This is a genomic window from Blastochloris viridis (genome assembly GCF_001402875.1).
Lineage (GTDB): Bacteria > Pseudomonadota > Alphaproteobacteria > Rhizobiales > Xanthobacteraceae > Blastochloris > Blastochloris viridis.
The window spans coordinates 1916238-1930967 of sequence record NZ_CP012946.1 but is presented as its reverse complement, the minus strand read 5'-3'; the positions used below and the strand labels follow the sequence as shown (position 1 = coordinate 1930967).

Annotated in this window: 10 protein-coding genes; 7 read left to right on the top strand and 3 right to left on the bottom strand. The window is 68.2% G+C overall.

What is annotated here, in order from left to right; all coding sequences use genetic code 11:
* Nucleotides 1–57: 57 nt before the first annotated feature.
* Complete coding sequence (locus tag BVIR_RS08575; RefSeq protein ID WP_055038775.1) at nucleotides 58–1071, bottom strand: glutathione S-transferase family protein; 1014 nt, start codon at nucleotides 1069–1071, stop codon at nucleotides 58–60.
* A gap of 305 nt (nucleotides 1072–1376) precedes the next feature.
* Here BVIR_RS08575 and argC point away from each other — a divergent pair, with 305 nt between their 5' ends.
* The gene (gene argC / locus BVIR_RS08570) at nucleotides 1377–2435 is read left to right on the top strand and encodes an N-acetyl-gamma-glutamyl-phosphate reductase (RefSeq protein ID WP_055037307.1); all 1059 of its coding nucleotides are present in this window, start codon (nucleotides 1377–1379) and stop codon (nucleotides 2433–2435) included.
* A 60-nt stretch (nucleotides 2436–2495) separates the two neighbouring features.
* Here the strand turns inward: argC and ybaL are convergent, their stop codons facing one another.
* Complete coding sequence (gene ybaL, locus BVIR_RS08565; protein ID WP_055037306.1) at nucleotides 2496–4226, bottom strand: YbaL family putative K(+) efflux transporter; 1731 nt, start codon at nucleotides 4224–4226, stop codon at nucleotides 2496–2498.
* 364 nt (nucleotides 4227–4590) lie between these two features.
* Nucleotides 4591–6582: a PHA/PHB synthase family protein gene (locus tag BVIR_RS08560; RefSeq protein ID WP_082416863.1), complete on the bottom strand. Its 1992-nt coding sequence runs from the start codon at nucleotides 6580–6582 to the stop codon at nucleotides 4591–4593.
* 120 nt (nucleotides 6583–6702) lie between these two features.
* On the opposite strand from BVIR_RS08560, the gene BVIR_RS08555 reads away from it, so the two are divergent.
* From BVIR_RS08555 to gatB, 6 genes are all read left to right on the top strand, one after another.
* On the top strand, nucleotides 6703–6972 hold the full coding sequence (locus BVIR_RS08555) for a hypothetical protein (protein WP_145912022.1): 270 nt from the start codon (nucleotides 6703–6705) through the stop codon (nucleotides 6970–6972).
* A 101-nt stretch (nucleotides 6973–7073) separates the two neighbouring features.
* Nucleotides 7074–8291 (top strand): LL-diaminopimelate aminotransferase, encoded by a 1218-nt coding sequence (locus BVIR_RS08550; protein WP_055037304.1) that lies wholly within the window; start codon nucleotides 7074–7076, stop codon nucleotides 8289–8291.
* A gap of 27 nt (nucleotides 8292–8318) precedes the next feature.
* Nucleotides 8319–9629, top strand: coding sequence for a homoserine dehydrogenase (locus tag BVIR_RS08545; protein WP_055037303.1), 1311 nt, complete (start codon nucleotides 8319–8321; stop codon nucleotides 9627–9629).
* Between the two features lie 104 nt (nucleotides 9630–9733).
* Nucleotides 9734–10711, top strand: coding sequence for a class II fructose-bisphosphatase (glpX, locus tag BVIR_RS08540; RefSeq protein ID WP_236823576.1), 978 nt, complete (start codon nucleotides 9734–9736; stop codon nucleotides 10709–10711).
* 458 nt (nucleotides 10712–11169) lie between these two features.
* Nucleotides 11170–12972 (top strand): single-stranded-DNA-specific exonuclease RecJ, encoded by a 1803-nt coding sequence (recJ, locus tag BVIR_RS08535; protein WP_055037301.1) that lies wholly within the window; start codon nucleotides 11170–11172, stop codon nucleotides 12970–12972.
* A gap of 272 nt (nucleotides 12973–13244) precedes the next feature.
* Nucleotides 13245–14720, top strand: a complete 1476-nt coding sequence (gene gatB / locus BVIR_RS08530; RefSeq protein ID WP_055037300.1) for an Asp-tRNA(Asn)/Glu-tRNA(Gln) amidotransferase subunit GatB — start codon at nucleotides 13245–13247, stop codon at nucleotides 14718–14720.
* Nucleotides 14721–14730: the final 10 nt, after the last annotated feature.

Sequence of the window (14730 nt, the reverse complement as noted above, 5' to 3'; positions counted from 1 at the left end):
GAACGCGGGCGGCGCATCGCCCCCGCCAGTCGAGCACGGCCGCAAGACGCCCGGATGTCAGTTGCGCAGCAGCGCCGCCACGTCGGCGGGCAAGAATGCGTCGCCCCGCCCGTGCGGCCGCGAGTAGTCGATGGCGGGCCCCACCGGCACGATGCGGCTCGGGTTGATGGTGGGATGGCTCATGTAATAGTGGCGCTTGATGTGGGCGAGGTTGACCGTCGCCGCCACGCCCGGCCACTGGTAGAGGTCGCGGGTGTAGGCGAACAGGTTCGGATAGTCGGCCAGCCGGCGGACGTTGCACTTGAAATGCCCGACATAAACCGGGTCGAACCGCACCAGGGTGGTGAACAGCCGCCAGTCGGCTTCGGTGGGGGCGTCGCCGGTGAGAAAGCGCCGGTCGGCAAGCCGGTCCTCCAGCCAGTCGAGCGTCGCGAACAGCGGGTCGACCGCCGCCTCGTAGGCGTCCTGGGCAGTGGCGAAACCGGCCTTGTACACCCCGTTGTTGACGGTGTCGTAGATGCGGGCGTTGAGGGCGTCGATTTCGCCGCGCAGCGGGGCTGGGTAGAAGTCGCCCGGCGCGGCGCCGAGGCCGTCGAACGCGCTGTTCAGCATGCGGATGATGTCGGCGGACTCGTTGCTGACGATGGTATGGCGCGCCTTGTCCCACAGCACCGGCACGGTGACGCGGCCGCTATAGGTCGGGTTCGCCCGCGTGTAGATTTGGTGCAGGTAGCTCGCGCCGTTGACGGCGTCCGCGATGACGCCCTCGCCGGGGGCGAAGGTCCAGCCGTGCTCGCCCATCAGCCAATGGGTGACGGAGAGGCCGATCATGCCGTCGAGCCGTTTCAGCGCGCGGTAGATCAGGGTGCGGCTGGCCCACGGGCAGGCCAGCGAGACGTAGAGGTGGTAGCGGCCGGGCTCGGCGGCAAAGCCGCCCTCGCCGGTGGGGCCGGCGGTGCCGTCCGCCGTCACCCAGTTGCGGAATTGGCTCTGCTGGCGCTCGAACCGGCCACCGGTCTTGCCGGTGTCGTACCATTGGTCGTGCCAGACGCCGTCGATCAAGAGTCCCATCGGCCGCTCCGTCAGCTCGCACCGCACGGCCTGCGCCGTCCGCGTGGTTTGTCATCCCCGTGAAATGTCCTGGAGCGCAACGCCTTGACAGCGCATCGGGTTCGGCCGATATGCCGCGCATGATCGAGCTTGCTGCCCAGCTCCGACGCCGAGACCGCGTTTGTTCCGCGGCGGGCGCGCGCGCCTGACGGCGATCATCGCCGGTCGACCGCCCGCGGTCGATTGAAGCCGCGCCGCCCGCGCGGCTTTTTTGTTGCCGCATCCCGTCCGCAAGCAGTTGAACCATCGTCCCCGAGGAGAGCTCCATGGTGAAGAAGGCCCGGATCGGAATTCTCGGTGCGTCCGGCTACACCGGCGCCGAACTGGTGCGGCTCGGCCTGCGCCACCCGCAGTTCGAGCTGGCGGTGCTCACCGCCGACCGCAAGGCCGGCCAGGCGATGGCCGACGTGTTCCCGCAGTTCGCGCCGTTCAGCCTGCCCAAGCTGGTGTCGGTCGACGGGCTGGACTGGCGCGCCCAGGCGCTCGACCTGGTGTTCTGCGCGTTGCCGCACGCCACCACGCAGCTGGTGGTGAGCGATCTGCTCGACGCCGCGCCGGCGACGCGGGTGGTGGATCTGTCAGCCGATTTCCGGCTGTCGGACCCGGCGGCGTACGAGCAATGGTACGGCCACCCCCATCAGGCGCTGGCGTTGCAGAGCGAGGCGGTCTACGGCCTCACCGAGATCTATCGCAAGGAGGTCAAGGCGGCGCGGCTGGTGGCCAATCCCGGCTGCTACACCTCCGCTGCCGAGCTGCCGCTGATCCCGCTGCTCAAGCGCAAGGCGATCGAGCCGGACGCCATCATCATCGACGCCAAGTCGGGCATGACCGGCGCCGGCCGCTCGGCCAAGGAGGCGACGCTGTTCTCGGAGGTGTCGGAGGGCTTCAACGCCTATGGCGTCGCCCACCACCGCCATATGGCCGAGCTCGACCAGGAGTTCTCCAAGGCGGCCGGCCAGGACGTGATCGCCACCTTCACGCCGCACCTGCTGCCGATCAACCGCGGCATCCTCGCCACCATTTATGTCAAGCTGCGCAAGGACAAGACGGCGCGGGATCTCCGCACCATCCTGGCCGAGCAGTATGACGGCGAGCCGTTCGTCCACATGCTGCGCTATGGCGACATGCCGCACACCCGGCACGTCCGCGGCTCGAACATGGTGATGATCGGCGTTGTCGCCGATCGCCGCGACGGCCAGGCGATCATCGTCTCGGTGCTGGACAATCTGGTGAAGGGCGCCTCCGGCCAGGCGATCCAGAACGCCAACCTGATGCTTGGCTTCCCGGAGACCGCCGGCTTGGAGCAGATCGCGCTGTTTCCGTGACGCATCGGCCGGCCGCATCGTCAACGGCCGTTGGCGCGTGAGGGCCGAGCGAGCTGAGCGCTACGCCGGCAGCGGGCAGGCTGGCGCGTCGGGTTCGCCGGGCCCGGCCAGCACGTGGTCGATCATGCCGCGGGCAATCTCGCGCTCGCCCATCACCACCATGTCGGCGCCGAGGCTGATCAGGTGATCGACCTCGGCGTCGCGGTGGGCGCGGGCGATGATCTGCACCTTGGGATTGGCGCTGCGTGCTTGCTGGATCACCTGGCCGGCCTCGAACGCCTCGGGAATGGCGATGATGACGTGGCGCGCCGCGGTGAGATTGGCGGCGGCCAGCACGTCAGCCTGGGCGGCGTTGCCGGCGATCGCCTCGATCTTGGCCTTCTTGAGGTCGGCCAGCAGGTCGTCGGAGGCCTCGATCACCAGGAACGGCCGGCCGACCTCGGCCAGCGCGGCGCCGATGCGGCGGCCGACCCGGCCATAGCCGATCAGGATGGCGTGGTCGGTCAGGGTGGAGACCTTCACCGGCTCGGCATCTTCGGCACTGGCGTCGGCGCCGGCGGCGGGGCTGACGCGGGCCTCGGCCCGCTGGTTGAGGCGGTCGACCGCGGCGAAGATCAGCGGGTTGAGCACGATCGACAGGATGGCGCCGGCCAGGATCAGCCCGAGGCCCTCTTGCGGCAACAGGTCCAGCTTCACCCCCAGCTCGGCCAGGATGAACGAGAATTCGCCGATCTGGGCCAGGCTGGCGGAGATGGTCAGCGCCGTGGTGGTTGGGTGGCCGAACGCCCGCACGATGACGAACGCCGCCACCGACTTGCCGACGATGATGATGAACAGCGTCGCCAGCATCGGCCACGGCTCGTTCACGATGCTGGCCGGGTCGAACAGCATGCCGACCGAAACGAAGAACAGCACGGCAAACGCATCGCGCAGCGGCAGCGTCTCCTGGGCGGCGCGCTGGCTGAGTTCGGATTCGCTGAGCACCATGCCGGCGAAGAAGGCGCCGAGCGCCAGCGACACCCCGAACAGCTTGGTGGCGCCGAACGCCACGCACAGCGCGGTCGCCAGCACGGCGAGACGGAACAGCTCGCGCGAGCCGGAATGGGCGATGACGTGCAACAGCCACGGGATAACCCGCCGCCCGACCACCAGCATGATGCCGACGAACAGCGCCACCTTGACGATGGTGAGCGCCAGCACGCCGGCCAGGCCGAGGTCGAAATGGGCGGCAATCGGATCGGACGACATTGCCTCGGTGTTGCCGCCGAGCAGCGGCGCCAGTGCCGGCAGCAGTACCAGCGCCATCACCATCGCCAGATCCTCGACGATCAGCCAGCCGATCGCGATGCGGCCGCGCTCGGTCTCCATCAGGTGGCGTTCCTGCACCGCCCGCAGCAGCACCACGGTCGAGGCCACCGACAGCGCGAGCCCGAACACTAGCCCGGCGCCGACCGTCCAGCCCATGCCGAGCGCAAGGCCGAGCCCGAACACGGTGGCGACGGCGATCTGCACCACCGCACCCGGCACCGCGATGGCGCGCACCGACAACAGGTCCTTGAGCGAGAAGTGCAGCCCGACGCCGAACATCAGCAAGATGACGCCGATCTCGGCCAGCTCGGTCGCCAGCTTCTGGTCGGCGACGTAGCCGGGCGTGAACGGCCCCACCGCAACCCCGGCGAGCAGATAGCCGACCAGCGGCGGCACCCGCAGCCTTTGCGCCACCGCGCCGAACACAAACGCAAGGCCGAGACCGGCGACGATGGTGGCGATCAGCGGGGTGTCGTGAAGCATGCGGCAGCGTTCCTCCGGTCGGCGCCGCGGGTGGGATTGGCGCGACGCCCTTTGCATATCGCTTGCAGCGTCAAGTGAGGGCAAGACCGAAATGACGGGTGGTGGAGGGATGGGGGCAAAGAGTGCCTATTCGTCGCGCGCTGTCGCCTCACCCTCGTGAGGCCCGCTTTCTCGGGCTCATCAGGATGAGGCGAGGTGGCGTCGGTGGTAGGTCAGGCTCAAAGGCCGCGGGTATCATCGTTTTCAAGGACGAAAATCTGCGAACTTCAACGGCCCCATGCGTTAGCATCCGGGGCCGTTGGTCTCACGCGGCATGATGACGGCCCGAATTTCCGCGGCGCGCCGTCCCGAACGCCAATGACGCTCACGCCTTCATCTTGACGTAGCTGCCGGGGGCGTCCTCGATCGGCGGGTGGGTGCGGCTGCCGACTGCGCGGGCCGCCACGGTGGCGCTGCCCTTCTTCGTGATCCACGCCAGCCAGTACGGCCACCACGAGCCGGGGTGCTCCTTGGCCTTTGTGAGCCAGGTGTCGTAGCTGCCCGCCGGCTTCGGCCCGGTCCAGAACTGATATTTCTGCTTGGCCGGCGGGTTGACCACGCCGGCGATGTGGCCGGAGCCGGCCAGCACGAAATCCACTTTTCCGCCGAAGAACGTCGAGCCGAGGAAGGCCGAGCGTGCCGGGGCGATGTGGTCCTCGCGGGTTGCGAGGTTGAAGATCGGGATGGTGACGTCCTTCAGGTTCAGCTTGTGGCCGAACAGCTCCATCTTGCCCTTGGTGAGGTTGTTGTTGAGATAGCAGTTCCGCAAGTAGAACGAGTGATTCGCCGCCGGCATGCGCGTCGAATCGGAGTTCCAATACAGAAGATCGAACGGGAACGGCACCTTTCCCTTAAGATAATTGTTGACGACGTAGGGCCAGATCAGATCGTTCGAGCGCAACAGATTGAACGCCATCGCCATCTCGGAACCGGAGAGGTAGCCGTGCTCGGCCATCTTGCGCTCGATGCCGGCGACCTGCTCCTCGTCGACGAAGATCTTGAGCTCGCCGGCGTGGGTGAAATCGACCTGGGTGGTGAACAGCGTCGCGCTCTTGATGCGCTGGTGGCCGAGGCGGGCCATGTGCGCCAGCGTCACCGAGAGCAGGGTGCCACCGACGCAATAGCCGATCGAATGCACCTCGTCCTCGCCGGTCACCTCCTTGATGACGTCGAGCGCCGTCAGCGGTCCCTGGGCGACGTAGTCGTCGAACCCCTTCTGGGCGAGGTGGCCGTCCGGATTGACCCAGGAGATCACGAACACCGTGAGGCCGTTCTCGACGCACCAGCGGATGAACGATTTCTCCGGGTTGAGATCGAGGATGTAATACTTGTTGATCCACGGCGGCACGATGAGAAGCGGCGTCTTCAGCACCCGCGAGGTCGCCGGCGTGTACTGGATCAGCTGCATCAGCTCGTTCTGGTAGATCACCTTGCCGGGCGTGACGGCGAGGTTCTTGCCGACCTCGAACCGGGTGGGGTCGGACTGGCGGATTTTCAGCGAGCCGTGGCCGGCCTGGATATCCTCCGCCAGCATCTTCATGCCGCGCACCAGATTCTCGCCGTTGGAGGTCAGCGTCTCGCGCAGCACCTCCGGGTTGGTCAGCACGAAATTGGAGGGAGACAGCGCCGCGGTGAGCTGGCGCATGTAGAAATCGGCCTTCTTGAGGGTGCCCTCGTCGATGCCGCGGGCGTCCTTGACCAGACCGTCGGCCCAGCCGGCGGCGATCAGATAGCCCTGCTTGAGGAAGTCGAAGAACTGGTTCGAGGACCATTCCGGGTCTTTGAAGCGCTGGTCCTTGGGGTCCGGCTTGGCCGCGGGCTCGGCCGGCTCGCCGGCCAGCCGCTTCAGCGAGGAGGTCCACAACTCCATGTAGCCGGACACCAGCCGGCTCTGGGCCTCCACCGTGCGCTGGGGGTCGGCCAGCCAATATTCGGCGAGATGGCTCAGCGTCTTCACCATGTCGGCCATCTCGTCCGACATCTGGGTGGCGATCTGCCCGTCCTCGCGTGGCTTGAGGTAGGATGCGACCACGTGACCGCTTTCCTCGAACAGCCGACCGAGATTGCGGGCGAACTCCTCGGCGTCGAAGCCGGGGGCGGCCTCGCCGGTGGGGTCATGGGCCGGGTCGGGCGTCTTGTCGGGCCCGGCGGCGACCGCACTGAGCTTGGCCGCGGCGGCGGCGACTTCCGCGGCGGCGGGAACGGCTTCGGCCGCAGCGGGGTCGAACGGCGAAGCCTGTGGCGGGCGGGAACGCTTCGCCCGCTTTGGCCGCGCCGGGCCGGCCTTCGCCGGGTCGAGCTTGGTCACCTGGTCCATGGTCGTTCCCCTGTATCGGCCATATTTTAACTGTCGGCCGTGGTCTTGTTCCTGCCATGATAACCGGCGACGGCCGCAACGCCGAGAGGGCATCGTCGCCGACTGACTGGGGATTGCAGCGTGCGGATTCGGGTAGACCGTCTAATTTCAATGGTGGCAGCCGCGCTGGCCGGGCTGGCGCTGGCCGGCTGCGCCGCCTCCGACTTTTTTCACAATGTTCCGGCGGAGACGGCCCCGCAGCCGGAATATCCTAATATCGGCGAGATTCCGCCGAATCGGCCGACCCCGCCGCTGAGCGCGGAGGAGCAGGCCCGCGCCCAGGCCGAACTCAAGGCCCTGGCCGCCTCACGCCAAAAGGACGTTGCGCGGAAACTTGAGACAGATCGATGACAGCCATTTAGGCTTTTCGCCTGAATTCGGTCGCGATCAATGCTAAAACCCCAGTCCGTTCCCAACAGGTCGATTCACAGCCGTCGAGCAGTCCCGTGACCATGGACGAATTTTACCGCATCCGCCGCCTTCCCCCATACGTTTTCGAGCAGGTGAACCGTGTGAAGGCGGCGGCTCGGAACTCGGGTGTCGACATCATCGATCTCGGCATGGGCAATCCGGACCTGCCGGCGCCGGCTCACGTGGTCGACAAGCTGAAGGAAACGGTCGGCAAGCCGCGCACCGACCGCTATTCCGCCTCCAAGGGCATTGCCGGGTTGCGCCGAGCGCAGGCCGGCTATTATGGCCGCCGCTTCGGCGTCAAGCTCGACCCCGACCGCCAGGTGGTGGCGACGCTGGGCTCCAAGGAAGGCTTCGCCAACATGGCGCAGGCCATCACCGCGCCGGGCGACGTCGTGCTGGTGCCGAACCCGAGCTACCCGATCCACGCCTTCGGCTTTCTGATGGCCGGCGGCGTCATCCGCTCGGTACCGTGCGATCCGACCCCGGAGTTTTTCCACGCGCTGGAGCGGGCGGTGATCCATTCGATCCCGAAGCCGATCGCGGTGGTGGTGTGCTACCCCTCCAACCCGACCGCGCACGTCGCTTCGCTCGATTTCTACAAGGACCTCGTCGCCTTCGCCAAGAAGCACGACATCTTCGTGCTGTCGGACGTCGCCTATGCCGAGGTCTATTTCGACGACAACCCGCCGCCGTCGGTGCTGCAGGTGCCCGGTGCCATGGACGTCACCGTCGAGTTCACCTCGATGTCGAAGACGTTCTCGATGGCCGGCTGGCGCATCGGCTTCGCCGTCGGCAACGAGCGGCTGATCGCCGCGCTGGCGCGGGTGAAGTCCTATCTCGACTACGGCGCCTTTACCCCGGTGCAGGTGGCGGCCACCGCCGCGCTCAACGGGCCGGAGGAGTGCATCCGCGAGATGCGCGACACCTACAAGAAGCGCCGCGAGGCGCTGGTCGACAGCTTCGCGCGGGCAGGGTGGGACATTCCGCCGCCGGCGGCCTCGATGTTCGCCTGGGTGCCGATTCCGGAGCGATTCCGCGAGCTTGGCTCGATCGAGTTCTCGAAGCTCCTGATCGAGAAGGCCGAGGTTGCGGTGGCGCCGGGCCTCGGCTTCGGCGAGCACGGCGACGGTTATGTCCGCATCGCCATGGTGGAAAACGAGCAGCGTATCCGCCAGGCTGCCCGTAATATCCGACGTTTCCTTGAAACTGCCGACAAGACGTTGCACAACGTCGTGCCGATTGCCGCCCGCGCTTGATCGAACGCTATTTTTTCGGACGTTTACATGGTCGATAAACTCAAGGTTGGCCTCGCCGGGCTCGGAACGGTGGGGTCAGCCGTCGTTCGCATTCTGCAGGACAAGGCGTCCCAGCTGGCTGCGACCGTCGGCCGCCCGGTCGAACTGGTGGCGTTCTGCGCCAAGGACATTCGCGACGGCAGCCTTGACCTGTCGGCGGTGCGGCGGGTGGCCGATCCGGTGGCGCTGGCCGCCGACCCCGGCATCGACGTCCTGGTCGAGCTGATGGGCGGGGAGGGCGACCCGGCCAAGTCCACGGTCGAGACCGCGCTCAAGTCTGGAAAGGCGGTGGTCACCGCCAACAAGGCGCTGATCGCCGCGCATGGCGCCGCGCTGGCCCGGCTCGCCGAGGATAACGGCGTCGCCTTCAATTTCGAGGCGGCGGTCGCCGGCGGCATTCCGGTGATCAAGACCATGCGCGAGGGGCTGCTCGCCAACCGCATCGACCGGGTGTGGGGCATCCTCAACGGCACCTGCAACTACATCCTCACCCGGATGTTCGACGAGAAGCTGGCGTTCGCGGACTGCCTGAAGGAGGCCCAGCGGCTCGGCTATGCCGAGGCCGACCCCACCTTCGACATCGACGGCTTCGACACCGCCCACAAGCTGGCGATCCTGGCCTCGCTCGCGTTTGGCACCGAGGTCGACAAGGACGCCATCTATGTCGAGGGCATCCGCCAGATCTCGCTCGCCGACCTCGAAATGGCCGACGAACTCGGCTACCGGGTCAAGCTGCTTGGCGTCGCGGTGCGTACCGAGGCCGGCATCGAGCAGCGCGTTCATCCCACCATGGTGCCGAAGGACGCGCCGCTCGCCCAGGTCGGCAGCGTCACCAACGCCGTCAAGATCGACGGTGACAAGGTGTCGCTGACCCTGATCGGCCCCGGCGCCGGCGGCCCGGCCACGGCCTCGGCGGTGGTGGCCGACCTCTGCGACATCGCCCGCGGCAACCGGGTCGCGCCGTTTGGCCGGCCGATCGCGCTGATGGCCAAGCCGCAGCGCGCGCCGATGCAGCAGCATGCCGGCGGCTACTACATAAGGCTCGCCGCCGTCGACAAGCCCGGCACCGCCGCGACCATCGCACGGCGGATGGCCGACGAGCAGATCTCGCTCGAATCGATCGTGCAGCGCCGGCGCGGCCACCGCGCCGAGCCGCAGGAACCCTGCTCAGTGCCGGCTCCTGTGGTATTGATTACGTATGCAACCAGCGAGGACGCGGTCCGGCGCGCGCTTGCTGCCATCGAGAGCGACGGCGTCATCGTCGGCGCGCCGCAAGTCATCCGGATCGAGCAAAATTGACGCCAAGCGAGGGGTTCATCGCTATGACTGCGACGGCGACGGCGACGGCAACTGCGACACCATCGGCGAGCGCGCCTGCAGGCGCGCCAGCACTTTTGCAGCCCGTGAAGACGAGCCAAGTCCTTGAGCGCATCCTGACCCTTGAGCTGGTGCGTGTCACCGAGCGCGCCGCGGTGTCGGCCGCGCGCTGGCGCGGTCGCGGCAACGAGAAGGCCGCCGACCAGGCCGCGGTGGACGCCATGCGCCGCGAGCTCAACCGCCTCACCATCCGCGGCACCGTGCGCATCGGCGAGGGCGAGCGCGACGAGGCGCCGATGCTGTTCATCGGCGAGACCGTCGGCACCGGCCACGGCCCGCGCGTCGACATCGCGGTGGATCCGCTGGAAGGCACCACGCTGTGCGCCAAGAACATGCCGGGCGCGATCGCGGTGGTGGCGATGGCTGAAGGCGGCACGCTGCTCAACGCCCCCGACGTCTACATGGAAAAGGTCGCCATCGGCCCCGGCTTCCCGCTCGGCACCGTCGATCTCGACATGACGCCGGAAGAGAACGTCTACAGCCTCGCCAGGGCCAAGGGCGTGGCGACCAGCGAGATCACCACGCTGATCCTCGACCGCCCGCGCCACGCCGACCTGATCAACGCGGTGCGCCGCACCGGCGCCTCGGTCCATCTCATCACCGACGGCGACGTCGCCGGCGTGGTGGCGACCGCCAAGCCCGATTCCGGCGTCGATCTCTATATCGGCACCGGCGGCGCGCCGGAGGGCGTGATCGCCGCGGCAGCGCTGCGCTGCATCGGCGGCCAGATGCAGGGCCGTCTCATCCTCGACACCGAGGCCAAGCGCGAGCGTGCCGAGCGCATGGGCGTCACCGACCCGCGCAAGAAGTACGACTCCTCGGACCTCGTGCGCGGCGACTGCCTGGTGGCGGCCACCGGCGTCACCGATGGCCCGGTGCTGCGCGGCGTCAAGTTCCGCGGCAACCTGATCGAGACCGAGACGGTGGTGTATCGCTCGGCCACCGGCACCACCCGCTTCATCTATGCCGAGCACCGCCAGCTCGATAAGTTCCACCTCGACTGATCGCGGGCGCGGCGACTCTCTGCCTGTCATTGTCCCGGCCAAGCGGCACCAGCCGCGCGCCGGGACTGGCAGTTTGCCGTCGTCCCGGACAAGCGCCGAAGGCGCGCGATCCGGGATCGTTTGCAGAAGATGCGTCTTTTCCGGCTGACGGTCCCGGGTCTCGGCCGGATGCTGCGCATCCCGCCTCGCCCGGGACGACAAAACGTGCCGGAGCCACAACCTGTCGTCCCCGGCGAGCGCGGCTTAAGCCGCGCGAGGAAAAGGGGACCCATGGGGTTCCCGGTTCGGACACCCATGTCTGTGCAACGCGCCCCTGCCGGCATTCAGGCCGGATGTGGCGTTGTCGGCTCGTGGTTTCTGGGTTCCCCCTCGCCGCTGACACGGCTCGGCCGGGAACGACCCGTTTCCGGACGCCCGAACGGCTTTCCCGGAAACTGCATGGAACACCGGGCACACCCATGCTTGACCTGTCACGCCGCGCCTTTCTGAACGTCACGCGGTCGGCCGCCGGCCGGCCGTGGCAGGCGCGGCTCGACGGTGCCGGCGAGACCGCCGCCATGGCCATCGCCCAGCGCCACGGCGTGCCCGAACTGCTGGCGCGGGTGCTGGCCGGGCGCGGCGTCGGCCTCGACGAGGTGCCGGCCCACCTCGACCCGTCGATCAGCCGGCTGATGCCTGACCCCGACACCGTCACCGACATGGCGACCGCGGCGGCGCGCATCGCCGCGGCCTGCCGGCGCGGCGAACAGGTGGCGGTGTTCGGCGACTACGACGTCGACGGCGCCGCCAGCGCGGCGGTGATGACGCTGTTCCTCGCCGCTGCCGGGCTCGACCCCATCGTCTATATCCCGGACCGGCTGTTCGACGGCTACGGGCCGAATGTCGGCGCCATTCGCCAGCTCGCCGAGCGCGGCGCCAAACTGCTGGTCACCGTCGACTGCGGCACCACCAGCTTCGAGCCGCTGGAGGAGGCCAGCCGGCTCGGGCTCGACGTGGTGGTGATCGACCACCATCAGGCCACGGGCGCGCTGCCGCCGGCGGTCGCGGTCGTCAACCCCAACCGCGACGACGATCTGTCGGGGCTCGGCTACCTCGCGGCGGTCGGGCTGGTGTTCATGGCGACGATTGCGACGTCGCGGGTGCTGCGCCAGCACGGCTTCTGGACTGCGGCGCGGCCCGAGCCCGACCTGATCGACCTCGTCGACCTCGTCGCGCTCGGCACGGTGGCCGACGTGGTGCCGCTGAAAGGGCTCAACCGCGCCTATGTCGCCAAGGGCCTCCTCGCCATGCGGCGGCGCACCCGGCCGGGGCTGGTGGCGCTGATGGACGTGGCGCGGCTGGAGGGGCCGCCGAAGCCCTGGCACCTCGGCTTCCTGCTCGGGCCGCGCATCAATGCCGGCGGCCGCATCGGCGATGCCGCGCTCGGCGCCCGGCTGCTCGCCACCGCCGATGACGTCGAGGCGCGGCGCATCGCCGCCGAACTCGATCGGCTCAACGGCGAGCGCCAGGCCATCGAGCTGGCCACCGTCGCCGAGGCGGAAGCCGAAGCGCTGGCGGCGAGCGGGCTCGGCGAGGGGCCGCCGGTGGCGGTAGTGGCCGGCGAACGCTGGCACCCCGGCGTGATGGGGCTGGTGGCCTCGCGCCTCAAGGAGAAGCTCGGCCGCCCGGCCATCGCCATCGCCTGGGGGGCGGGCGGGCAGGGCACCGGCTCGGGCCGTTCGATCGCCGGCGTCGACCTCGGCCGCGCGGTTCGACAGGCGGTCGAGGCCGGCATCGCCGTCAAGGGCGGCGGCCACGCCATGGCGGCGGGCCTGACGATTGCGCGCGACAAGCTCGGCGCGCTGCGCGCCTTTTTGGAGGAGAAGCTGGCGAACGAGGTAGCGGCGGCGCGCACCCGCGACGCCCTCTACATCGACGGCGCGCTCACCGCCGGCGGTGCCGACGCCAGCCTGATCGCGGCGATCGAGCGCGGCGGCCCGTTCGGCGCCGGCAATCCCGAGCCGGTGTTCGCGCTGCCTTCGCACACCGTCGCCCATGCCGAGCCGTTCGGCGCCCAGCACATCCGGGTGCGGCTCCGCGCCCAGGACGGCCGGATGATCGATGCGGTGGCGTTCCGGGTGGCGGGCGAGCCGGTCGGCCAGACCATTCTCAAGGCGCGCGGGACCAGCCTCCACGTCGCCGGCACCTTGTCGGTCGACCGCTGGCAGGCCCGCGAGCGGGTGCAGCTCCGCATCCAGGACGTCGCCGAGCCGGCGCGGTGAGGATTTGCCGCGCCGCCGTCGTTCCGGACAAGCGGCTTTAGCCGCGCGATCCGGAACCCATGATCCGCGACATTTCAGGATTTGCACAGGTTTCGGCGTTGCGGCGATCTGTCAGTGTCGCGGATCATGGATCCTCGGGTCTCGGCAGGATGCTCGCATCCCGCCTCGCCCGAGGATGACGGCGTCACAGATATTCCCCCGGCATCGCCGTTTTCCATTCTCGCCGCGGGCCGGCTATATAGGCGCAACCTTAGTCACCGAAGAACCCGACCATGACCCAATCCCGCGCATCCGACCCCAAATCCTTCATCAAAGGCGCTACCGGCGACTGGGAGGTGGTGGTGGGCATGGAGATCCACGCCCAGGTCAATTCCGAGGCCAAGCTGTTCTCCGGCGCCTCGACCGCGTTCGGGGCCAAGCCCAACAGCCACGTCTCGCTGGTCGACGCCGCCATGCCCGGCATGCTGCCGGTGATCAATGCCGAATGCGTGCGGCAGGCGGTGCGCACCGGCCTCGGCCTCAATGCGAAGATCAACCAGTGCAGCGTGTTCGACCGCAAGAACTATTTCTACCCCGACCTGCCGCAGGGCTACCAGATCAGCCAGTACAAAAGCCCGATCGTCGGCGAGGGCGAGGTGGTGGTCGACCTCGACGGCGGCCGCCAGATCACGGTCGGCATCGAGCGGCTGCATTTGGAGCAGGACGCCGGCAAGTCGTTGCACGACCAGCACCCCACCATGAGCCACGTCGACCTCAACCGCGCCGGCGTCGCCCTGATGGAGATCGTCTCCAAGCCGGATATCCGTTCTGCCGACGAAGCAAAGGCTTACGTCTCGAAGCTGAGAACGATCCTGAGATATCTCGGCACCTGCGACGGCGACATGGAGAAGGGCAATCTCCGCGCCGACGTCAACGTCTCGGTGCGCCGGCCCGGTGAGGAACTGGGCACCCGCTGCGAGATCAAGAACGTCAATTCGATCCGCTTCATCGGGCAGGCGGTCGACACCGAGGCGCGTCGCCAGATCGCCATCCTGGAGGATGGCGGCTCGATCGACCAGCAGACCCGGCTGTTCGACCCCGGCCGCGGCGAGACGCGGGCGATGCGCTCCAAGGAAGAAGCGCACGACTACCGCTATTTTCCCGATCCCGACCTGTTGCCGCTGGAGCTGAAGGCGGCGGACATCGAAGCGCTGAAGCGCGAGCTGCCCGAGCTGCCCGACGCCAAGAAAGCGCGCTTCGTCGCCGACTACGGCCTCACCGTCTATGACGCCGACGTGCTGGTGGCCGAGAAGGAGAGCGCCGACTTCTTCGAGGCGGTGGCGAACGGCCGCGACGCCAAGGCGGCGGCCAATTGGGTGATCAACGAGCTGTACGGCCGCCTCAACAAGGAAGGCCGCGACATCGCCGCCTCGCCGGTGTCGGCGGCCCAGCTCGGCGGCATCCTCGATCTGATCGCGGCCGGCACCATTTCCGGCAAGATCGCCAAGGACGTGTTCGAAATAGCTTGGACAGAGGGCGGCGATCCCGCCGCCATCGTGGAGGCGAAGGGCCTGAAGCAGGTCACCGACACCTCCGCCATCGCCGCCGCGGTGGATGAGGTGATCAAAGCCAACCCCGACAAGGTCGAGCAGGCCAAGGCCAAGCCGACCATGATCGGCTGGTTCGTCGGCCAGGTGATGAAGAAGACCGGCGGCAAGGCCAACCCGCAAGCGGTCAACGACCTCTTGAAGGACAAGCTGGGACTCTAGAGCATCCGAC